Source organism: Stenotrophomonas sp. SAU14A_NAIMI4_5 (assembly GCF_003086795.1).
GTDB lineage: Bacteria > Pseudomonadota > Gammaproteobacteria > Xanthomonadales > Xanthomonadaceae > Stenotrophomonas.
In genome coordinates this window covers 3370724-3391925 of sequence record NZ_CP026003.1, presented here as the reverse complement: position 1 = coordinate 3391925, position 21202 = coordinate 3370724, and the positions used below count along the sequence as shown (strand labels likewise).

Genomic DNA, 21202 nt, shown 5'->3' with positions numbered 1-21202 from the left:
CGGGTTTACGGCGTGTCCTGCCTGCCCCTCCCGCCCCGCCCAGCACGCAGCAACCCAGAGCCATGAACCACGCTGTTGCTGTTGCCTTTGCCTGCGCTCTGGCTTGAAACGGGTGCCGGGCAGCGCCCGGCCGGGTATCCTTCCTGTCTGATGTCCGACCTCGTTCATGCCAGCCGCGAAGCCCTCAGCGAAGGCGGCGCGCTCGCCTCGCACCTGGATGCCTTCAACCCGCGTCCCGCACAGCTGCGCCTGACCGAGGCCATCGCCGACGCGCTGCAGCAGCGCGACCTGCTGCTGGCCGAGGCCGGTACCGGCACCGGCAAGACGTTCGCGTACCTGGTGCCGGTCCTGCTGTCCGGCCTGCGCACCATCATCTCCACCGGCACCCGCGCGCTGCAGGACCAGCTCTACCACCGTGATCTGCCGCGCGTGCGCCAGGCGCTGGGCGTGGGCCTGCGCAGCGCGCTGCTGAAGGGCCGGGCCAATTACCTGTGCCGCTACCGCCTGCAGCAGGCGCGGGGCGAGCCGCGTTTTTCCAGCCCCGACCAGGCCGCGCAGTTCCAGCGCATCCTCGCCTGGTCCGGCCGCTCGCAGTTCGGTGATATCGCCGAACTGGACGGCCTGGCCGACGATTCGCCGCTGCTGCCGATGGTCACGTCCACCGTCGACAACTGCCTGGGCACCGACTGCCCGTTCTGGGACGACTGTTTCGTCGTGCACGCGCGGCAACGCGCGCAGGCGGCCGACGTGGTGGTGGTCAACCACCACCTGCTGCTGGCCGACCTGGCGCTCAAGCAGGATGGCTTCGGCGAGCTGCTGCCCGGTGCGCAGGCCTTCGTCATCGACGAGGCGCACCAGTTGCCCGAACTCGCCGCGCAGTTCTTCGGCGAGGGCTTCGGCATGCGCCCATGGCAGGAGCTGGCCCGCGACTGCCTGGCCGAGGCGCGTGGCGTCGGCGGTGCGCAGTCGGCGCTGCAGGAGCCGGTCGACCAGCTGCAGCAGGCGCTGCTGGCGCTGCGCCTGGCGATGGAAGGGCTGCCGTCACGCGGTACCCAGTGGCGCGCGTTGGCGATGCCGCAGGTGCGCGAGGGCTTCGATACGGCGATGAGCTGCCTGGTGGCGTTGGAACAGGCGCTGCAGCCGCTGCGCGAAGCCGCCGCCGGCCTCGATGCCTGCCATGCACGTGCGCGCGAAGCGGTTTCGCGGTTGTCGCGCTGGCTGGGCGACGACGAGCCGACCCTGGATTTCGATACCGACCCGGCCGACGCGGCCAGTGCCGCCGACGTGCTCTGGTACGAACTCACCCCGCGCGGGTTCCGCTGCCAGCGCACGCCGATGGATGTGTCCGGGCCGCTGCGCGAGCACCGCGAGCGCAGCCGCGCGGCGTGGATCTTCACCTCGGCCACGCTGACCGTGGGCGGTGGCTTCGACCACATCGCCACCCGCCTGGGCCTGGATGATCCGCAAACGCTGGTCCAGCCCAGCCCGTTCAACTGGCCCGAGCAGGCGCTGTGCTACCTGCCCGAAGGCCTGCCTGATCCCGCCGCGCGTGGTTTCGGTACCGCCCTCATCCAGGCCCTGCGACCGGTGCTGCAGGCCTCGCAGGGCAGGGCGTTCCTGCTGTTCGCCTCGCACCGTGCGCTGCGCGAGGCCGCCGAGGCGCTGCGCGACGGGCCGTGGCCGGTGTTCGTGCAGGGCGAGGCGCCGCGCGCCACCTTGCTGCAGCGTTTCCGCGAATCCGGCAACGGCGTGCTGCTTGGCTCGGCCAGCTTCCGCGAGGGCGTGGACGTGGTCGGCGAGGCGCTGAGCGTGGTGGTGATCGACAAGCTGCCGTTCGCCGCGCCGGACGACCCGGTGTACGAGGCGCGGCTGGAGGCGATCCGCAGCCAGGGTGGCAATCCGTTCCGCGACGAACAGCTGCCGCAGGCGGTGATCGCCCTCAAGCAGGGCGTGGGCCGGCTGATCCGCAGCGAGACCGACCGCGGCGTGCTGGTGCTGTGCGACCCGCGCCTGCTCAACCGTGGCTATGGCCGGGTGTTCCTCGATTCGCTGCCGCCGTTCCGCCGCACCCGCGCGCTGGCCGATGTTCAGGCCTTCTTTGCGCCACAATGGGCCCCCGTGGCCGACGCCGCCGCCACCGCCGCCCCGACCGTCCCGGCCCCCGCGCCGGGTCCCCAGCCGGCCCCCGGCGCCACGTTCCCCCTGTTCTGATTCCCTCCGATGAAACTGCTCGCCTTTGAAACCGCCACCGAAGCCTGTTCCGTTGCCCTGCATGTCGATGGGCAGGTATTGGAGCGCTTCGAGATCGCGCCGCGCCGCCATGCCGAGCTGAGCCTGCCGTGGGCCGAGGCGCTGCTGGCCGAGGCTGGCATCAGCCGCCGCCAGCTCGATGGCATCGCCCTCAGCCGCGGGCCGGGAGCGTTCACCGGCGTGCGCCTGGCGATCGCGATCGCACAGGGCATCGCCCTGGCGCTGGACCGGCCGCTGCTGCCGGTGTCGACGCTGCAGGTGCTGGCGCTGCGCGCGCCGGCCGAGGAAACCCAGATCCTGTCGGCGATCGATGCGCGGATGGGTGAGTTGTACGTGGCGCGCTTCGAGCGCGTGGATGGCCTGCCGGTGGCCCGCGATGCCGAGCGGGTGTGCGCACCGGCGGCGGTGGCGCTGCCGGACGGGCTGCAGGCCTACGGCATCGGCACCGGTTTCGGCGCGGCCGACGGTGCGCTGGTGACGCAGCTGGGTGCGGGCCTGCGTGGTTTCGATGCAGCGGCATTGCCGCGCGCGTCGGACGTGCTGGCCCTGGCGGTGCCGGCGTTCGCGCGTGGCGAAGGCGTGGCGGCGGAGAAAGTCGAACCGGCGTATCTGCGGGATAACGTCGCATTGACCCTGGTCGAGCAGCAGGCCGCCCGCGAGGCGAAGGCGAAAGCCAACGGCTGAGCCCCTCGTGGCGGGGGATCGGTAGAGTCGACTGTTAGTCGACTGCAACAGCCGCGCTTGGCCGGGCGGGGTGGGTTCGCGGGGGACGCCGTGAATCCGTCCATGGAGGCTTGTCCGCGGCATCCATGCCGCAGACACCCCCGCGACCCCACCCCGCCCGACCTCTGACAGTTTCCGTGCGCGTCCGCCACGGAAAATCAAAAAAAAGAAGAATCAAAATCAAAAGCCGATCGCTCCGCTCGCATCCACGCATGGCGTGGATCTACCAGGGCGGGTAGAGGCGGGCAGAGTCGCCCGACGTGGAAACAGATGCGCCGCGATCTGTCAGAGGTGGGGCGGTGTCGGGTGGCGGGGTATCCGCGGCATGGATGCCGCGGCTAAGCCTACAGGGACGTACTTGCGGCGTCCCCGCCGCCCGACACCGCCCCACCATTCTTCAGGACACCAGCCGCCGCTGTTGCTTGTCGCTGTTGCTGTTGATGTTGCTCTAGAGCTCTGCAGCGGGTCCCGGGCCGCAGGCCCGGGCAACAAACCTCACCGGTCGTCGCGCAGTTCGCCACCCGGCAGGAACACCCAGGTGCGGGTCACCTGCAGGATATCCACGCCATCATCCGTCTTCGGCAACGCCGGGAACGGCTGCGCCAGCTGGATCACCCGCAGCGCCGCCTCATCCAGCAACGGCGTGCCGCTGGTTTTCAGGATGCGGCTGCTTTCCACGCTGCCATCGCGGCGCACCCCCACGCTGATCACCACCTGGCCAGCCAGCCTGCGCTGACGCGCCTCGTCCGGGTAGTTCAGGTTGCCCACCTGCTCGGCGCGGTCGACCCACGCACGCAGGTAGTTGGCGTAGGCATATTCGCGCGTGCTGGCCGAAACGAACTTGCGGTTCGGACGCTTGGCGTACTGCGCCGAGCGCAGGTGCACCTCGGCAGCCAGGCGGGCCATTTCCGCATCGCGCTGCTCGCGCGCTGTCTGCGCCGCGTCCGGGGTCGGTTCCAGCGGGGTGGGGCGGGCCTGCGCCTGCGCCACGGTGTCCTCGCCATTGCGGCTGCTGACCACCCGCGCCTGCGGCGGCGGCACCGGCGCGGCCGACTGCTGTTGCTGCGGCACCGGGCTCAGCCCACTCTGTGCCTGCGGCACGATGCCGGTCTGGTTGTCGCGCGGACGTTGCGCGCGGTCATGCTCGCCGCCGCCTTCCTGGCTGGCCGCCGCCAGGAAATCGGCCTGCTTCGGCGTCAGCGCCGTGCGGGTCTGGCTGAAGATCACTTCCAGCGTCGGCACCAGCGGTGCCTCGCCCTTCACGGCAAAGCCCACGCCCAGGATCAGCAGGGCGTGAACGATGACCGACAGGGCAAGGGTGGCCCCCAGCCGCTGCGCTTCGCGCGGCGGCGGGGCGAGCACGGCGGACGCGGCGTCCATCAGCGCAGGCCGGCCTCGATCGCGTCGAACAGGGTGCCGGCGATGTTCAGCCCGTACTGCGCGTCCAGCTCGCGCACGCAGGTCGGGCTGGTCACGTTCACTTCGGTCAGGTAATCACCGATCACGTCCAGGCCGACGAAACGCATGCCGCGGCGCTTCATTTCCGGCCCGACCTGGGCGGCGATCCAGCGGTCACGCTCGCTCAGCGGGCGGCCTTCACCGCGGCCACCGGCGGCCAGGTTGCCGCGGAACTCGTCACCCTGCGGGATGCGCGCCAGGCAGTAGTCCACCGGTTCGCCGTCGACCAGCAGGATGCGCTTGTCGCCGGCGGTGATGTCGGGAATGAACTTCTGGGCCAGCGCCAGCTTGCGGCCGCCGTCGGTCAGGGTTTCCAGGATCACGTTCAGGTTCGGATCGCCCTGGCCGCTGCGGAAGATCGAGCGACCGCCCATGCCGTCCAGCGGCTTCAGCACGGCCTGGCCGTGTTCCAGGGCGAAGGCCTTCAGTGCCTTGGCGTCGCGGCTGACCAGGGTCGGCGGGCAGCACTGCGGGAACAGCAGGGCGGCCAGCTTCTCGTTGTAGTCGCGCAGGCCCTGCGGGTTGTTGACCACGCAGGCACCTGCGGCGGCGGCGGCGTCCAGCACCTGGGTGTCATAGACGTATTCGGCATCGACCGGCGGGTCCTTGCGCATCAGCACGATCTGGCCCGGGCCGAACGCGGTGCGGCTGAATGCGCCAAGCTCGTACCAGCCGGAGGGGTCGTCGCGGACCTGCAGCGGGGCGGTCTGGGCCACCGCCACGCCGCCTTCCAGGGCCAGGCCGCCCGGCCGCACATAGTGCAGGGCATGGCCGCGGCGCTGGGCTTCCAGCAGCATGGCGAAGGTGGTGTCCTTGGCGATCTTGATGTGGGCGATGGGGTCCATCACCACGATGACGTTCAACGGCATGGGTGCACCTGTCAGGCAAGGCGTTGATGGTAGCGGCAACGCCCCCCGCGTGCCTGCCCGGGGTGCTGCAACGCTGCGTCCGTCCAGCCGTCTGCGCAGTCATTGCCAAACCTGTCACGTTCAGCAAGCCGGCATCCCAAGCGCCGTGGGCGGCGCTTGAAGCGGGCGCGGAAAGTGCGATATAGATACGCCTTCGTAGCGGCCCCCAGCACAGAAGGGTCGCGCGCTTGGGGAAAGGCAATGACTGAAAACACGACTGCGGGCGGGGAGCTCGCAGGACTCCGGGTGATGGTCATCGATGACTCGAAGACCATCCGCCGGACTGCGGAAACGCTGCTGAAGCGCGAAGGCTGCGAAGTGGTGACCGCGACCGATGGCTTCGAGGCCTTGGCCAAGATCGCCGACCAGCAGCCACAGATCATCTTCGTGGACATCATGATGCCCCGTCTCGACGGGTATCAGACCTGCGCGCTGATCAAGGGCAACCAGCTGTTCAAGGCAACGCCGGTCATCATGCTGTCCTCCAAGGACGGCCTGTTCGACAAGGCCCGCGGACGCATCGTCGGCTCGGAACAGTACCTGACCAAGCCTTTCACGCGGGAAGAACTGCTGGGTGCCATCCGCACATACGTCAACGCCTGACCAGGGGGGAAAGGCACAATGGCTCGTATCGTCCTGATCGAGGATTCACCGACCGACCGCGCGGTGTTCACCCAGTGGCTGCGCCGTGCCGGCCACGAGGTGCTGGAAGCGGACAACGCCGAGGATGGCCTGCAGCTGGTGCGTGACCAGGTTCCGCAGCTGGTGCTGATGGACGTGGTCCTGCCCGGCATGAGCGGCTTCCAGGCCACCCGCGCGATGTCGCGCGATGCGGCGATCAAGCACATCCCGGTGATCATCGTCAGCACCAAGGCGATGGAAACCGACAAGGCATGGGGCCTGCGCCAGGGCGCGGCCGATTACATCGTCAAGCCGCCGCGCGAGGAAGACCTGATCGCGCGGATCAACGAACTGGTGGCCTGATGCGTTCGCCCTTCGACATTCTTGAAGCCTACGAACGGCGCAGCCTGTCCCATGCGGTGCAGCTGCCCGGGCGGCAGTTCGCCGAGGACCTGTGGCGTGGCGTCGGCTTCCGCGTGGGCCAGCGCCGGCTGGTGTCCGATTTCCGCGAAGTGGTGGAAATCGTGCCGATGCCGCCGGTGACCCCGGTGCCCTGCGCGCAGCCGTGGCTGCTGGGCGTGGGCAACCTGCGCGGCAACCTGTTCCCGGTGGTCGACCTGAAGTACTTCCTGGAAGGCGCGCGCACCGTGCAGCAGGAAGGCCAGCGCGTGCTGATCATGCGCCAGGCCGGCGGCGACGTCGCCCTGACCATCGACGAGCTGTTCGGCCAGCGCAGTTTCGAACTGGGCCAGCAGGTCCAGGCCGGCATCCTGGCCGAAGGCCGCTACGGTCATTTCGTCGATCGCGCCTTCCATGCCGACGGTCATGACTGGGGCGTGTTCTCGCTCTCGTTGCTGTCGCGCACCCCTGAATTCCGGCAAGCCGCGGCCTGAGGCCGGGCAACGCCCCCTGCATTGAAGATCGAGGTTGAACGATGAGTACTGCTTCGGACGCCCCCAAGACCGGCAAGCTGCGGCTGGGCGGCAGCAACCTCTGGCTGGCCCTGCTGGCCCTGTCGATGATCCTGTTCGGTGTGAACACCGGCGTCTCCACCTGGCAGGGCAGCCGCCTGGCCGATGCCGGTTCCAAGGCCGCCGACCTGCAGGTGCTCTCGCAGCAGCTGGCCAACCAGGGCCGTGATGCCGTGGGCGGCAACGCACAGGCGTTCACCGCTTTCAAGGCCACCCGCAACGCCATCGAGCAGAACGTGTCCACGCTGCAGGGCCGCTACGGCAACGAGCCGGGCGTGTCCAAGGCGATCACCACGCTGTCCGACACCTGGGCCCCGCTGGGCAAGCAGGCCGGCCAGCTGGTCGCCAGCGAGCCGGCGGTGCTGGCGCTGGCCGGCAACGCCAACAACTTCACCGGCGCGGTGCCGGGCCTGCAGGCCCAGTTGAACGAGCTGGTGCGCGCGATGTCCGCTTCCGGTGCCCCCGCATCGCAGGTGTACAGCGCCCTGCAGCAGGTCGTGGTGGCCGGTTCGATGGCCCGCCGCGTGACCGAAATGCGCGCCGGTGGCGCCGCCGCGGCTGCCTCGGGCGACGCCCTGGCCCGCGACATCACCGTGTTCTCGCAGGTGCTCGATGGCCTGCGCAACGGCAACGAAGACCTCGGCATCACCGCTGTGCGCGGTGCCGGTGCGGTCGCTGCGCTGGAACAGTCGCAGCAGAAGTGGGAGGCGATGAAGCAGGACGCCGATGCGATCCTGGCCAGCTCGCGCCAGCTGTTCGCCGCGCAGTCCGCCGCCAACGCGCTGGGCCAGGGCTCCTCGCGCATGCTGGACGACAGCCGCAAGCTGTTCGAGGCGTTCTCCTCGTTCGGCTCGGTGTCCGATACCCGCCTGTTCCCGAACTTCTGGATCGGCGTCATCTCCGGTGCGCTGTCGCTGATCGCGATCATCGGCTTCGTTTCCACCAGCGTGCGCAGCCGTTCGCGCGAGCAGGAACTGCGCTACCAGACCCAGGTGGAGTTCAACAGCCGCAACCAGCAGGCGATCATGCGGCTGCTGGACGAAATCTCCTCGCTCGGTGAGGGTGACCTGACCGTCAAGGCCTCGGTGACCGAGGACATGACCGGCGCCATCGCAGACGCCATCAACTACGCCGTGGACGAACTGCGCCACCTGGTGACCACCATCAACGACACCTCGGCCAAGGTCGCCGTGTCCACCCAGGAAACCCAGGCCACCGCCATGCAGCTGGCAGAGGCGGCGGGCCACCAGGCCAACCAGATCACCTCGGCCTCGGACCGCATCGGCGAAATCGCGGCGAGCATCGAGCAGGTGTCGCGCAACTCGGCCGAGTCCGCCGACGTGGCACAGCGCTCGGTGGTCATCGCCGCCGAGGGTGCCGGCGTGGTCCGCGAGACCATCCAGGGCATGGACCAGATCCGCGACCAGATCCAAGAAACCTCCAAGCGCATCAAGCGCCTGGGTGAGTCCTCGCAGGAAATCGGCTCGATCGTGGAACTGATCAACGACATTTCCGAGCAGACCAACATCCTGGCGTTGAACGCGGCCGTGCAGGCAGCGTCGGCCGGTGAAGCCGGTCGCGGTTTCGCGGTCGTGGCCGACGAAGTGCAGCGCCTGGCAGAACGTACCTCGGGTGCGACCCGACGCATCGAAAACCTGGTCCAGGCCATTCAGGCCGATACCAACGAAGCGGTGACCTCGATGGAGCAGACCACTGCTGAAGTGGTCTCCGGTGCGCGCCTGGCCGAGGACGCCGGTACCGCACTGACCGAGATCGAGCGCGTGTCCAACGCCCTCAACACCCTCATCAAGAACATCTCCATCGCCGCCCAGCAGCAGTCCGCTGCGGCCTCGGACATCACCCGCACGATGGGCGTGATCCGCCAGATCACCGGCCAGACCTCGCAGGGTGCCGGACAGACCGCCGAGTCGATCGGCCACCTGGCGCAGTTGGCGGCCGACCTGCGTCGTTCGGTCGCCGACTTCAAGCTGCCGGCGTGACGCGGGCAGGGCGGCGAGCAAGGAATCATTCGATGAAGCATTTCCATTTCCCACGCCAGAACACGCGCGGCCTCCGCGCGGCGGCGACCGGAGCGCGTCCATGAGCAGCCTGCGCGATGCGATGAGCCATGCAGCGCTGGGCTGGGTCAAGCCGGAGCTGGACGAGACCCTGCGCCAGGTGCGGCACGAGGTCGAGTACTTCGTCGAGGACCCGGCCGACGGCAGCCGCATGCGCATCTGCGCCGGCTACCTGCACCAGGTGCAGGGCACCCTGCGCATGGTCGAGCTGTATGCCCCGGCGATGGTGGCCGAGGAACTGGAACAGCTGGCCGTGGCCGTCGGCGAAGGCCGCGTGGCCGACCGCGATGAAGCCTGCGCCACGCTGATGCGTGGCAGCGTGCTGCTGCCCGATTACCTGGAACGCCTGCAGAACGGCCACCGCGATATTCCGATCGTGCTGATGCCGCTGCTGAACGAGATCCGCGCCGCGCGTGGCGAAGAAGGCGTCAATGACAGCGTGCTGTTCGCCTTCGCGCCGGACAGCGTCAGCGCCACCGAGGCCGAGCTGGACCACGCCCGTGGCAGCCTGAGCGGCCGCAACCGCGAGCTGCTCGATACCGTCGGCAGCGCGGTCAAGGAAGAACTGCTGCAGGTCAAGGATGCCCTGGACCTGCACCTGCGCACCGGCGCTGCGCCGCAGCAGCTGCAGGAACAGGTGACCAAGCTGGGCGCGGTCGGCGACACGCTGGGCATGATGGGCCTGGGCGCTGCCCGCGGCGTGGTCGCGCAGCAGCGCGATGCGCTGCTGGCCGTGGTTGAAGGCCGCCAGCAGATCGACGAAGACATGCTGCTGGATATCGCCGGTGCGCTGCTCTATGTCGATGCGTCGCTGGACGACCAGGTCGCCCACCTGGGCGCCGGTGGCAGTGGCGAGGACGACCCGAGCGCGGTGGAGAACCGGCGCACGGTGGAAGTGCTGGCCCACGAGGCGATCGCCAATTTCGCCGCCGCCCGCGAGCACTTCGTCGCCTTCATCGAAACCAGCTGGAACCATGCCGAACTGCAGGACGTGCCGCGCCTGCTGGGCGACGTGTCCGGTGCGCTGCGCATGCTCGACCTGGGCACCGCCGCCGATTACCTGCGCGGCGTGCAGCAGTACATCGAAGCCGAACTGATCGGCCGCCAGCGCGTGCCCAGTGGCCGGCAGCTGGACACGCTGGCCGATGCCATGGCCAGCCTGGAGTACTACCTGGAAGCGCTGCGTGACCGCCGCCCGGGTCGCGAGGACATCCTCGACATTACCCGCAGCAGCCTGGAAACCCTGCGCTACTGGCCGCTGCCCGAGCGCAGCAGCACGGTTGCCGAGACCGAGACCGAGGCCGACGCGGATCCGCTGCAGCCGATCGAGCGCGAGAGCGTGCCGCTGGCCGCTGCTGCGCTGCAGCTGGAGCCGGTGGAGATCGCCGTGCAGCCTGCCGCGCCGGCGCCGGGCGAGATCCCGCCGCCGCTGCCGGACTTCACCTTCGATCCGCTGCCGGCTGCGCCGGTGGCCGACAACAGCCTGATGTTCGGCGCGCTGGGCGGGCAGGACATCGCCGCATCCGCACCCGAGCAGGCCGAACCTGCGCCGCTGCTGTTCGCCGCTTCGACCGCGCCGGTGCCGAGCGTGCCGCAGTGGGAGCTGGGTGGCCACGACGCCGCGCCCGTCGCCGATGAGCGCGCACCGACCTTCAACAGTTTCGATCCGGTCAGCTTCGAGCACGAGGGCGCGGCCCAGCACGTGGCCCCGCAGTGGTCGTTGTCCGACGTCGAAGCGGCGCAGGCCGATGATGGTGACGCGCTGGTGCTGGAAGACAGCGTCGAGGACTTCGGCGTTGCCGCGCTGGACGACGCCGCAGGCGCTTCGCTGGAGCTGGCGGCCGTGCCCGTGTTCGACCCGGTGGCTGCCGAGCATGACGGCCCGGCCGTGCTGGCCGACGAGGTGGTGTTCCACTTCGACAACAGCGCACTGGACAACGCCGACGACGTGCTGTCGCTGCAGGCGATGGAGACGCTGTCGCTGGACGAGGAAGACGACGCGCAGCTGCCGGTGCTGGAGATCGTCGACGCGGTTGAAGCCGCGCCGGTCGAAGTGCTGGAGCTGGAGTCCACCGCGACGATTGAGCCCGTCGAGCAGATCGACATGACCGATGTGGTTGCCGAAGCGGCGCCGGTTGAAATGATCGAGGCCCTGGCCGCCGCCGAGACCGGCGCGGACGAGGTCCTGGCCACTGCCGCCGCGCCTGCCACGACCGTGTCCCTGGTCGACGTCGATACCATCGCGCCGATCGATTTCAGCGAGGCCGATGCGCAGTTCTTCGCCGAACTGAGCGCGGCTGCTGCCGAGTTCAATCCGCGGGCCGTGCCGGCCACCCCGGCACCGGAAGTCGCTGCCGTGGCTGCCGAAGCCACCGGCTTCGAGGCGGGCTTCGATGACGATGCCGAGAACATCGACCAGGATATCCGTGAGGTGTTCCTGGAAGAGTTCGATGACGAGATGGGCAATCTCGGCACGCTGCTGCCGGCCTGGCGCATGCAGCCGGACAACATGGATCGGCTGCGTCCGATCCGCCGCATCTTCCACACCCTCAAGGGCAGTGGCCGCCTGGTCGGCGCCCGCACCTTGGGCGAGTTCGCCTGGAAGATCGAGGGCATGCTCAACCGCGTGCTCGATGGCAGCCGTGCGGCCACCCCGGCCGTGCTGGCGATGGTCGACCATGCCAACACCGCGTTGCCGCAGCTGAATGCCGCGCTGCGCGATGGCCAGCGCGTCACCGTGGACCTGCAGGCGATGCAGGCCATCGCTGACCGCGTGGCCGCCGGTGAGGAAACCTTCTACGTGCCGCTGCCGGTGGCTGCCGCGCCGCAGCCGGTGGCGCCGACCGAAGCCGTGGCCGACGTGCCGGTGCTGGACGACGCCGCTGCCGTGGAAGCGGCGCTTGCCGCCGACACCGTGGCCGAGCTGGTCGGTACGCCAGCCAACATCGACAGCGTGCTGCGCGAGATCCTGGAAGCCGAGGTGGAAGTCCACCTGGCGACCCTGCAGCAGTGGCTGCAGTCGGCGCAGCAGGCCGAGCAGCCGGTGAACGATGCGCTGCTGCGCGCCGTGCACACCATGAACGGCGCCTTCGCGATGACCGAAGTGCCGGAAATCACCGCCGTTACCGGTGCCGCCGAGTCCTACATCAAGCGTGCGCTGGCCGCTGAAGTGGTGCCGGGTGCCGAGGCGCTGGGTGCGCTGGATGCCACCGCGCAGGCGATCGGCGCCACCATGGACGCGCTGCAGGCCGAACAGCCGCGCATCGCGCCGCAGGCCGAGCTGGCGCAGCGCCTGCAGGCGCTGGCCGGTGAACTGCCGGAAGCGCGCTGGCCGATGGTCGGTCTGGAAATGGACGACGAAGATTTCGACGAGGTTGAAGCCGAAGCCGAAGCCGAAGCCGAAGCCGAAGCGAATGCCGCCGACATCGATGTGGTCGATGTGCAGCGTGATGCCGAGGTTGAAGCGGATGTCGTGGCTGACATTGAAGCGCCTGCTGACGCCGCCGTGCCGGTTGCCGAAGCCGAAGCCGCGCCCGACGCCGGTCTGGAGGCTGCCGAACTGACCGGTGGCGAAGACCTGTCGCGCTACTTCGATGCCGGCTGGCCGTCGATGCCGGAGGCCGCTGCCACGCTGCCGACGGTGATCGAAGCGGACGCTGTCGTTGAAGCCATCGAAGCCGATGACGTTGCTGAAACCGCTGAAGTCGCGCCAGTTGCGATCGATGTGGACGCCGCCGGCCTGACCGCCGTCGACGATCTGTCGCCGTACCTGGATGCCAGCGCGCTGCCGGTGGATGACCGTGATCTGGAAGATGCTGTCGTTGCGGCGGAAAGTGACGCAATTGCCCTGAGCCCGCTGCCGCAGGCGCCGGTTGTCGAGGCGGTTGACCAAGACATCGAGGCATTGGCGCTCGACAGCGACGCAACCAGCCTTCAGGATGAAATGGCTGTGCCGGGCTTCGCAGAACCGGTCACGCTGGAGGCCGCGCTCGAAGCCGGCCTGCACGTGATCGAGGACGAACAGGCGCAGGACGAGGACGGCCAGTGGCCGGTGCTCGGCCTGCAGGCCAGCGAACTCGCGCCGGGCGAGGCGGAAGCCTTTGCCGAGGATGCGGACGTCGGCGGGGAGGCGGCGGTCGGTGAAGGAGAGAGCGCCGACCTGCCGTCCCCGGCGACGGTGAATGACGACGTGTTGGTTGACGACGCGTCGACCGATGAGGTGGCCGAGGTGGCCGCACCGGTGCGTCTGTTCGAGATGGAAGAGGCGCCGGGCCACAGCCAGGATGCCGCCGAAGCCGCAGTTGTCGCAGCCGAGGCCGTTGAACCGGACGCCATCGAAGCCGAGCCTGCCGAAGCCGAAGCCGAAGCCGAAGCCGAAGCCGATCAGCTCGACTTCACTGTCTACGACCGCGAGCTGGTCGATATCTTCGTCGAGGAAGGCAAGGACCTGCTCGACCACTGCGATGGCCTGATCAGCGAACTGCGCGATGCACCGCAGGACCGCGAGGTCGTGGCCGGCCTGCAGCGTGACCTGCACACGCTCAAGGGCGGTGCACGCATGGCCGGCATCAACGCCATCGGCGACCTCGGCCACAGCATCGAATCGCTGCTGGAAGCCGTGGCCGCTGGCCGCACCGAAATTGAACGTCCTGACGTGCAGCTGCTGGAGCGTGGTTTCGATCGCCTGCACCAGCTGCTGACCCGCACCGGTGACCACCGCGTGGTCGAGCCGCCGCAGGATCTGGTGGACGCCTTTGAAGCGCGCACCCGCAGCGATGCTGCCGCGACTGCCAAGGCTGCTGCAGCCAGCACCGACCCGGCTGACGAGGCACCGGTGGCGACCGTGCCGCTGCCCCTGGGCGACGCGCCGCTGTCGGCACCGCTGCCGGTGGAAGGCGCGCCGGAGGAGGATCCGCTGGCGCGTCCGCAGCAGGAACAGGTGCGCGTGCGCGCCGACCTGCTCGACCGCCTGGTCAACCACGCCGGTGAAGTGGCGATCTACCGCTCGCGCCTGGAGCAGCAGCTGGGTGCCTTCCGTGGCGCCATGGGCGAACTGGAGCGCACCAATGCGCGACTGCGCGACCAGCTGCGCCGACTCGACCTGGAAACCGAGGCGCAGATCGTCGCCCGCTACCAGCGCGAGCAGGACCAGGCCGACCAGAAGTTCGATCCGCTGGAACTGGACCGTTTCTCCACCCTGCAGCAGCTCAGCCGTGCGCTGAACGAATCGGCAGCCGACCTTGGCGGCCTGCAGGGCGTGCTGGACGATCTGTCGCGCCAGTACGATTCGCTGCTGCAGCAGCAGTCGCGCGTCAGCTCGGAACTGCAGGACGGCCTGATGCGCGCGCGCATGGTGCCGTTCGACGGCCTGGTGCCGCGCCTGCGCCGTGTCGTCCGCCAGGCCGGCATGGACACCAGCAAGCAGGTGCACCTGACCCTGGAAGGTACCCACGGCGAACTGGACCGCAACGTCCTGGACCGCATGGTCGCGCCGCTGGAGCACATGCTGCGCAACTCGGTGGCCCACGGCCTGGAAGCACCGGAACAGCGTCGCGCCGCCGGCAAGCCGGAAGAAGGCGAGATCGCCATCCGCCTGCACCGCGAAGGTTCGGAAATCGTGCTGGAAGTGGCCGATGACGGTGCCGGCCTGGACCGCGAGGGGATCCGTCGCCGCGCCATCGACCGTGGCCTGCTGGCCGCCGATGCGTCGCCGAACGAGCAGGAGCTGGACAGCCTGATCTTCGCCGCCGGCTTCTCCACCGCCGACCAGGTCAGCCAGCTGGCTGGCCGCGGCGTGGGCATGGACGTGGTGCGCAACGAAGTGCGCCAGCTCGGTGGCTCGGTCGACATCCAGTCGGTGCGTGGCCAGGGCGTGCGTTTCACTCTGCGTCTGCCGCAGACCCTGGCCGTCACCCAGGCCGTGTTCGTGCAGATCGGCGAAACCACGTTTGCCGTGCCGGTGGCGTCGGTCAGTGGTATCGGCCGCCTGTCGCGCGAGCGTTTCGAAGCCGCCGACAGCAGCTACCGCTACAGCGGCGAAGACTATCCGCTGTACGACCTGGGCAGCCTGGTCGGCCAGGCCCCGGCGCGTGCCGACGGCCAGGACCAGGTGCCGCTGCTGCTGGTCCGCGCCGGCGACCTGCGTGCCGCCGTGGCGATCGACCAGGTGCTGGGCAACCGCGAAATCGTGGTGAAGCCGGTCGGCCTGCAGATCGCTTCGGTGCCGGGTATCTACGGCGCCACCATCACCGGCGATGGCCGCGTGGTGGTCATTCTCGACGTGGCCCCGCTGGTGCGCCGTTACCTGGCCAACCCGATCGCGCCGGTGCAGGACAACGCGCCGCGCCTGGAGCGCCAGGTTCCGCTGGTGATGGTGGTCGACGATTCGCTGACCATGCGCAAGGTGACCGGCCGCATCCTGGAACGCCACAACTTCGAGGTCAGCGTCGCCCGCGACGGTGTCGAGGCCTTGGAGCAGCTGGAAGAGCGCGTGCCCGACCTGATGCTGCTGGACATCGAAATGCCGCGCATGGACGGTTACGAGCTGGCCACCGCGATGCGTGCCGACCCGCGCTACAAGGACGTGCCGATCGTGATGATCACCTCGCGCAGCGGTGACAAGCATCGCCAGCGCGCCTTCGAGATCGGCGTGCAGCGCTACCTGGGCAAGCCGTACCAGGAGCTGGACCTGATGCGTAACGTGTATGACTTGCTGGGGATCGCCCGTGTCCGTGAGTGACGTCAATCCGGTTCCGGCCGTTGCCCTGCTGGCCCGTCCGGGCGCTGCCCGTGAGCGCCTGCGCGAGGCGCTGGCGCATGCCGATGTGCAGATCGTGCTGGAAGATGATCCGACCACGCTGGAGCCGCAGGCGCTGGCCGATGCGCATCCGCAGTTCGTGGTGATCGCCCTGGAAGCGGCCATCGAGGACGCGCTGGAGCGGCTGGAGCCGGCGTTGTCGGCGCCGGGCCTGACCCTGGTGTTCGACGAGGCCGAACTGGCCGCGCGCCGCGACGGCTGGGAAGCGCAGCGCTGGGGCCGGCATCTGTCGGCCAAGCTGCACGGCCACCAGCAGGTGCTGCCGCCGGGCGCCGAAGACGAACCCAGCCTGCAGCTGGAACCGGGCCGGCCTTCGCCGCCGCCGGTACCGCCGAAGGATGAAGTCCTGCACGCGCACATGGAGCAGGCCCAGGACTGGGCCGGCGACGTGCCGGCCGACAGCCTGTACACCACACCTGCACCGCCGGCGACGTTTGCTGAACCGATGTCGCTGGAACAGCACCTGGCCGCGTTGCAGGCGCAGACGCCGGAGCCCGCTGCCGATGCAGTGGAGGCGCCGGCGGACCATGCGCCCGTGCCGCCGCCGGTGTCCTTCGATCACACCGCCTGGTCGCTGGTCGACGAGGCCGCCGACACACCGGCCGCCGCCGCGCCCACGCGCGACGAGCCGGTGGCCGCACCGTCGTTCGACACCGGCCGCCTGAGTCTGGTCGACCTGGATGCCGGCCTGCCTGCCGGTGCACGCGCCGGGGCGCTGCTGGTGCTGGCCGGCATCGGTGGACCCGATGCGCTGCGCCGCCTGCTGGGCGCGCTGCCGACCGGGCTGGCCGTGCCGGTGCTGGTGCACATGCGCCTGGACGGGGGCCGCTACGGCAACCTGGTCAAGCAGATGGCACGGGTATCGCCGCTGCCGGTGCAGTTGGCCGAGGCCGGCCGCCGCGCGGCGCCGGGCGAGGTCCACATCCTGTCCGACGACATCGGCGTGCGTGCCGCGGCCGATGGCCTGCATTTCCAGACCGACCCGCTGGGTATCTCGATTGCCGCGCTGCCGGCCGAACACAGCGCCTTGGTCCTGCTCAGCGGTGCCGACCTGGCCCATGTCGGCCCGGCCCTGGACCTGGCCGAGGCCGGTGCCTGGGTGGCAGGGCAGGTGGGTGAAGGCTGCTATGACCCCGCCGCGGCAACCGCCGTGGTCGCTGCCGGCATGGTGGCCGGTGAACCGCAGGAACTGGCGCAGGCCATCGCGGCGCGCTGGGCCGTGGACGAGGACAATGGAGAGACGCCATGAGCTACGCAAACAACGATGAGATCCGTGGCGTCCTGATCCAGTCCGGTGGCGAGCGCGTGCTGCTGCCCAATGCGACGGTGGCCGAAATGATGTCGCGCGTGGCAGTGGAACTGGTGGCCGATGCGCCGCGCTGGCTGGTCGGGCAGATCGCCTGGCACGGCTGGCAGGTGCCGCTGCTGTCCTTCGCCCGCCTGTCCGGCCTGGGCGAAGAAATGGTGGGCGGGCACAACAAGGTGGTGGTGCTGAAGGCCCTCAGCGGCAACGCGCAGCGCCCGTACTACGCGCTGCTGACGCAGAACTTCCCGCAGCTGATCTCGGTGCCGCGCGACGGCCTGCTGGCCGATGCTTCGGAAGAAACTCTGCCGGAGATCGTGCACATGCGCGTGCTGCTGGGTGAAAAGAGCGCGCTGCTGCCGAACCTGGACGCGCTGGAATCGGCGCTGGATTCGCTGGCCGCCTGACCACCGGATGGTAGTGCCGGCCGCTGGCCGGCAACCCGATATCGCGTGGAGCCGGCCAGCGGCCGGCACTACCGCGCACGCCGCAGGCGTTCGCCTTACCCCAGATCCCCCAACCGCGCCTGCAGCGCCGCGATCGCGGCCAGGCCGGCGGTTTCCGTGCGCAGGATGCGCGGCCCCAGCTGCAGGCCCTGGAAGCCCGCAGCGGCCAGCTGGTCACGGTCACGCGGCGACCAGCCACCTTCCGGACCGATCGCGATGACCACGCCCCCCGCCGGTGCGGCGTCCAGCGTCGACAGCCGATGCGCCCCCTGCGGGTCCAGCGTCAGCCGCAGCGTATCGGCCGGCAGCGTCGCCGCCGCCTGCGCCAGCGACAGCGGCGGACCCACCTGCGGAATGCGTGCGCGCCCGGACTGCCCGCAGGCCGAGCTCACCACGTTGTTCCAGTGCGCCACGCGCTTTTCGGCACGCGCCGCGTCCAGCTTCACCTCGGTCCGCTCGGCATTCACCGGCACGATGGCGCTGACGCCCAGCTCGGTAGCCTTCTGCAGGATCAGGTCCATCTTCTCGCCGCGGGCAATGCCCTGCAGCAGGGTGATCGCCAGCGGCGATTCATTGGCCACCGCCTGCACCGCGTCGATGCGCACCTGCACCTCGCGCTTGCTGGCCACGGTCAGGGTGGCGCTGTAGTCGTGGCCATCGCCATTGAACAGCACGCAGGTATCGCCCTCGCGCAGGCGCATCACCCGCACCAGGTGGTTGGCCGTCTCTTCCGGCAGGGTCACGGTCTGGCCGCTGTGCAGCGCCAGGTCGATGGGGCAGCGGGTCACGCGCATGCAATCGCCTCGTCGATGGCCGCCAGCGTGGTATGTGCCAGCAGCTCCAGTTGTTCGTCATCCACGCAGTAAGGTGGCATCCAGTACAGCACGTCGCCCAGCGGGCGCAGTACCACGCCACGCTTCAGCGCGGCCTTGTAGGCGTGCAGGCCAAGCCGCAGCGCCGGGTTGAACGGGGTCCGCCGGTTGCCGTCGCGCGACAGCTCGAAGGCCACCACCATGCCGGCCTGGCGCACGTCGGCCACGTGCGGGTGGTCGGCGAACGGCGCGGCCAGCGCGCCCATCACTGAGGCGATGCCGCGGTTGCGCGCGATCACGTCCTCGTCGCGGAAGATGTCCAGCGTGGCCAGGGCGGCCGCACATGCCAGCGGGTTGCCGGTGTAGCTGTGCGAATGCAGGAACGCGCGCTCGCGCGAATCATCGAGGAAGGCGTCGTACAGCGCCTGCGAGGCCAGCACCGCGGCCAGCGGCAGGAAGCCGCCGGTCAGGCCCTTGGACAGGCACATCAGGTCGGGCATCACCCCGGCCTGTTCGCAGGCGAACATCGTGCCGGTGCGGCCGAAGCCGGTGGCGATCTCGTCGGCGATCATGAACGCGCCGTGCGCATCGCACAGCTCGCGCACGCGCTGCAGGTAGACCGGGTCATGCATGCGCATGCCGCCGGCGCACTGCAGGCGCGGTTCCAGGATCACCGCGCAGATCTCGCCGGGGTGCTGGTCGAACAGGGTGGCCAGGCCATCGGCGGCCTGCCGTGCACGGTCGGCCGCACTCTGCCCCGGTTCGGCCAGGTAGGCATCGGGGGAGGGCGCGAACAGGCCCTCGGCCAGCAGCGGCGCGTACACGCGGCGGTACAGCGGGATGTCGCCCAGCGCCAGCGCGCCCAGGGTCTCGCCGTGGTAGCCATTTTCCAGCGCGATGAAGCGCGTGCGCCGGGTCTCGCCGCGGTTCTGGAAGTACTGGAAGGCCATCTTCAGCGCCACTTCAACGCCGGCCGAGCCGTTGTCGGCGTAGAACACCTTGGCCAGTGGCGCGCGCCCGGACTGACGCGGCGCCAGCGCCAGCAGGCGCTCGGCCAGGAGGATCGCCGGTTCATGACTGAACCCGGCCAGCATCACCTGTTCCAGCTGCCCGGCCTGGGCGGCGATGGCCGCGCCGATGCGCGGTTCGGCATGACCGAACAGATTCGTCCACCAGCTGCTGACCGCGTCCAGGTAGCGGTTGCCGTCGTGGTCAATCAGCCAGGCGCCCTGGCCACGCGCGATCGGCACCAGCGGCAGGGTGTCCGGATGCTCGCGCATCTGCGTGCACGGGTGCCACAGCACCTGCAGGTCGCGTTTCTGCCACTGCCGGGCCAGCGGGGAGGGGGTTGGGTCTGCTAGCATTTCGGGCTCATGAACATGTTGCTGCCTGCACATTCTATCGGCCCCGGCGCACGCGCCGGCCGCCGCGGAGATTCCGCATGAACGACGACCGCAGCGGCCGTCGCCTGCCGATCATCCACCGGATCACCGACGAGGAGAACGGCCCCTTCCAGCGCCAGCACCTGGACCTGGAGTTCTCCAACGGTGAACACCGGCGTTTCGAGCGCCTGGTCAGCCGTGGCCATGGCGCCGTGGTGGTGGTGCCGATGCTGGACGAGGAGACCGTGCTGCTGGTGCGTGAATACGCCGCCGGCGTGCACCGCTACGAGCTGGGCCTGGTCAAGGGCCGCATCGATGCCGGTGAAACGCCTGAACAGGCCGCCGACCGCGAACTGAAGGAAGAGGCCGGCTACGGCGCGCGCCAGGTCGACGTGCTGCGCGCGATGACCCTGGCGCCGACGTACATGAGCCACCAGTCGTGGCTGGTGGTGGCGCGCGACCTGTACCCGGAAAAGCTGGCCGGCGACGAGCCGGAAGAGCTGGAAGTGGTGCCGTGGAAGCTGGCCGAACTGGACCAGCTGATGCTGCGCGAGGACTTTTCCGAAGGGCGCTCGCTGGCCGCGCTGTTCATCGCGCGCCAGTGGCTGCAGGGACGCCGATGATCAAGCTGACCACCGAGCTGCGCGAGACCACGATCGCCATCGCCCAGGAAGCGGGGCAGGCGATCATGCAGGTCTACAGCGATGGTTTCGACGTCACCCTGAAGGCCGACGACAGTCCGGTGACCGCGGCCGATCTCGCCGCCGACCGGATCATCCAGCAGGGCCTGCGCCAGCTGACCCCCGACCTGCCGATCCTCTCCGAGGAATCGGCGATGGTGCCGTGGGAACAGCGCCAGCACTGGGGCGCCTACTGGCTGGTCGACCCGCTGGATGGCACCCGCGAATTCGTAAAGCGCAACGGCGAGTTCAGCGTCAACATCGCGCTGATCTACCAGGGCGCGCCGGCCTTCGGCGTGGTCCAGGCGCCGGTGACCGGCATCGTCTGGCACGCCATGCGTGGCGAGCTGGCCTACCGCCGCCAGGGCCTGCACGACAGCGTGCTGCGCACGCGCACGCCGGCCACCGCGCCGCTGCGGGTCGCTGCCAGCCGCTCACACCGTTCGCCGGAAACCATCGCCCTGCTCGAACGCATGGGCGACATCGAAACGGTGGCGCAGGGCTCCTCGCTGAAATTCTGCCGCATCGCCGAAGGTGGGCTGGACGTGTACCCGCGGCTGGGCCCGACCTCCGAATGGGATACCGCCGCCGGCCAGTGCGTGCTGCACGCGGCCGGTGGCGCGGTGCTCTCGGCCAGCAGTGGCAAGCCGTTCCGCTACAACCGCCGCAGCACCCTGCTGAACGGTGATTTCATCGCCCTTGGCGACACCAGCCTGCCGTGGCGGGACTGGCTGTCCGACTGACCCTGGAGCC

At 69.5% G+C, this 21202-nt stretch carries 15 protein-coding genes; 11 read left to right on the top strand and 4 right to left on the bottom strand.

Features of this window, described 5'->3' with window-relative positions; all coding sequences use genetic code 11:
- The first annotated feature begins 150 nt into the window (after window positions 1-150).
- Both C1925_RS15725 and tsaB read left to right on the top strand, forming a co-directional pair.
- Complete coding sequence (locus C1925_RS15725) at window positions 151-2211, top strand: ATP-dependent DNA helicase (RefSeq protein WP_108769696.1); 2061 nt, start codon at window positions 151-153, stop codon at window positions 2209-2211.
- 9 nt (window positions 2212-2220) lie between these two features.
- Window positions 2221-2934, top strand: a complete 714-nt coding sequence (gene tsaB, locus C1925_RS15720; RefSeq protein WP_108769695.1) for a tRNA (adenosine(37)-N6)-threonylcarbamoyltransferase complex dimerization subunit type 1 TsaB — start codon at window positions 2221-2223, stop codon at window positions 2932-2934.
- Window positions 2935-3468: 534 nt separating this feature from the next.
- Here the strand turns inward: tsaB and C1925_RS15715 are convergent.
- Both C1925_RS15715 and gshB read right to left on the bottom strand, forming a co-directional pair.
- Window positions 3469-4353, bottom strand: a complete 885-nt coding sequence (locus tag C1925_RS15715) for an energy transducer TonB (protein WP_108769694.1) — start codon at window positions 4351-4353, stop codon at window positions 3469-3471.
- Window positions 4353-5300, bottom strand: a complete 948-nt coding sequence (gene gshB / locus C1925_RS15710; protein ID WP_108769693.1) for a glutathione synthase — start codon at window positions 5298-5300, stop codon at window positions 4353-4355. Before gshB ends, C1925_RS15715 begins: the two co-directional genes overlap by 1 nt.
- A gap of 240 nt (window positions 5301-5540) precedes the next feature.
- Between gshB and pilG the strand changes: the two genes are divergently transcribed.
- The 7 genes from pilG to C1925_RS15675 all read left to right on the top strand — a co-directional run bounded on the left by pilG (window position 5541) and on the right by C1925_RS15675 (window position 17536).
- Window positions 5541-5942, top strand: a complete 402-nt coding sequence (gene pilG, locus C1925_RS15705; protein WP_005418455.1) for a twitching motility response regulator PilG — start codon at window positions 5541-5543, stop codon at window positions 5940-5942.
- An 18-nt stretch (window positions 5943-5960) separates the two neighbouring features.
- A complete protein-coding gene (locus C1925_RS15700; RefSeq protein ID WP_108769692.1) occupies window positions 5961-6323 on the top strand; it encodes a response regulator in 363 nt (120 codons plus the stop codon).
- Window positions 6323-6853, top strand: coding sequence for a chemotaxis protein CheW (locus tag C1925_RS15695; protein WP_108769691.1), 531 nt, complete (start codon window positions 6323-6325; stop codon window positions 6851-6853). The genes C1925_RS15700 and C1925_RS15695 overlap by 1 nt, the downstream gene beginning before the upstream one ends.
- Window positions 6854-6894: 41 nt before the next feature.
- Window positions 6895-8931 carry a methyl-accepting chemotaxis protein gene (locus C1925_RS15690; RefSeq protein ID WP_108769690.1) on the top strand — a complete coding sequence of 679 codons (2037 nt, stop codon included), beginning with the start codon at window positions 6895-6897 and terminating at the stop codon, window positions 8929-8931.
- Window positions 8932-9031: 100 nt separating this feature from the next.
- Complete coding sequence (locus C1925_RS15685; RefSeq protein ID WP_108769689.1) at window positions 9032-15748, top strand: Hpt domain-containing protein; 6717 nt, start codon at window positions 9032-9034, stop codon at window positions 15746-15748.
- Window positions 15735-17075 (top strand): chemotaxis protein CheB, encoded by a 1341-nt coding sequence (locus tag C1925_RS15680; protein WP_108769688.1) that lies wholly within the window; start codon window positions 15735-15737, stop codon window positions 17073-17075. The genes C1925_RS15685 and C1925_RS15680 overlap by 14 nt, the downstream gene beginning before the upstream one ends.
- Window positions 17072-17536, top strand: a complete 465-nt coding sequence (locus tag C1925_RS15675; protein ID WP_108769687.1) for a chemotaxis protein CheW — start codon at window positions 17072-17074, stop codon at window positions 17534-17536. The genes C1925_RS15680 and C1925_RS15675 overlap by 4 nt, the downstream gene beginning before the upstream one ends.
- A 95-nt stretch (window positions 17537-17631) precedes the next feature.
- Here the strand turns inward: C1925_RS15675 and C1925_RS15670 are convergent, their stop codons facing one another.
- Together C1925_RS15670 and bioA are read right to left on the bottom strand one after the other, a co-directional pair.
- Window positions 17632-18369: a 16S rRNA (uracil(1498)-N(3))-methyltransferase gene (locus C1925_RS15670; RefSeq protein ID WP_108769686.1), complete on the bottom strand. Its 738-nt coding sequence runs from the start codon at window positions 18367-18369 to the stop codon at window positions 17632-17634.
- The gene (gene bioA, locus C1925_RS15665; protein WP_216821976.1) at window positions 18360-19751 is read right to left on the bottom strand and encodes an adenosylmethionine--8-amino-7-oxononanoate transaminase; all 1392 of its coding nucleotides are present in this window, start codon (window positions 19749-19751) and stop codon (window positions 18360-18362) included. Before bioA ends, C1925_RS15670 begins: the two co-directional genes overlap by 10 nt.
- Window positions 19752-19828: 77 nt before the next feature.
- On the opposite strand from bioA, the gene nudE reads away from it, so the two are divergent.
- The gene (nudE, locus tag C1925_RS15660) at window positions 19829-20392 is read left to right on the top strand and encodes an ADP compounds hydrolase NudE (RefSeq protein WP_108769684.1); all 564 of its coding nucleotides are present in this window, start codon (window positions 19829-19831) and stop codon (window positions 20390-20392) included.
- Window positions 20389-21192, top strand: coding sequence for a 3'(2'),5'-bisphosphate nucleotidase CysQ (gene cysQ, locus C1925_RS15655; RefSeq protein WP_108769683.1), 804 nt, complete (start codon window positions 20389-20391; stop codon window positions 21190-21192). The genes nudE and cysQ overlap by 4 nt, the downstream gene beginning before the upstream one ends.
- The last annotated feature ends 10 nt before the right edge of the window (window positions 21193-21202 follow it).

Bases quoted from the DNA above. Each gene is read 5' to 3' on its own strand.
- C1925_RS15725 (WP_108769696.1), top strand. From the start codon at position 151: ATGTCCGACCTCGTTCATGCCAGCCGCGAAGCCCTCAGCGAAGGCGGC.
- tsaB (WP_108769695.1), top strand. From the start codon at position 2,221: ATGAAACTGCTCGCCTTTGAAACCGCCACCGAAGCCTGTTCCGTTGCC.
- C1925_RS15715 (WP_108769694.1), bottom strand. From the start codon at position 4,353: ATGGACGCCGCGTCCGCCGTGCTCGCCCCGCCGCCGCGCGAAGCGCAG.
- gshB (WP_108769693.1), bottom strand. From the start codon at position 5,300: ATGCCGTTGAACGTCATCGTGGTGATGGACCCCATCGCCCACATCAAG.
- pilG (WP_005418455.1), top strand. From the start codon at position 5,541: ATGACTGAAAACACGACTGCGGGCGGGGAGCTCGCAGGACTCCGGGTG.
- C1925_RS15700 (WP_108769692.1), top strand. From the start codon at position 5,961: ATGGCTCGTATCGTCCTGATCGAGGATTCACCGACCGACCGCGCGGTG.
- C1925_RS15695 (WP_108769691.1), top strand. From the start codon at position 6,323: ATGCGTTCGCCCTTCGACATTCTTGAAGCCTACGAACGGCGCAGCCTG.
- C1925_RS15690 (WP_108769690.1), top strand. From the start codon at position 6,895: ATGAGTACTGCTTCGGACGCCCCCAAGACCGGCAAGCTGCGGCTGGGC.
- C1925_RS15685 (WP_108769689.1), top strand. From the start codon at position 9,032: ATGAGCAGCCTGCGCGATGCGATGAGCCATGCAGCGCTGGGCTGGGTC.
- C1925_RS15675 (WP_108769687.1), top strand. From the start codon at position 17,072: ATGAGCTACGCAAACAACGATGAGATCCGTGGCGTCCTGATCCAGTCC.
- C1925_RS15670 (WP_108769686.1), bottom strand. From the start codon at position 18,369: ATGCGCGTGACCCGCTGCCCCATCGACCTGGCGCTGCACAGCGGCCAG.
- bioA (WP_216821976.1), bottom strand. From the start codon at position 19,751: ATGCTAGCAGACCCAACCCCCTCCCCGCTGGCCCGGCAGTGGCAGAAA.
- nudE (WP_108769684.1), top strand. From the start codon at position 19,829: ATGAACGACGACCGCAGCGGCCGTCGCCTGCCGATCATCCACCGGATC.
- cysQ (WP_108769683.1), top strand. From the start codon at position 20,389: ATGATCAAGCTGACCACCGAGCTGCGCGAGACCACGATCGCCATCGCC.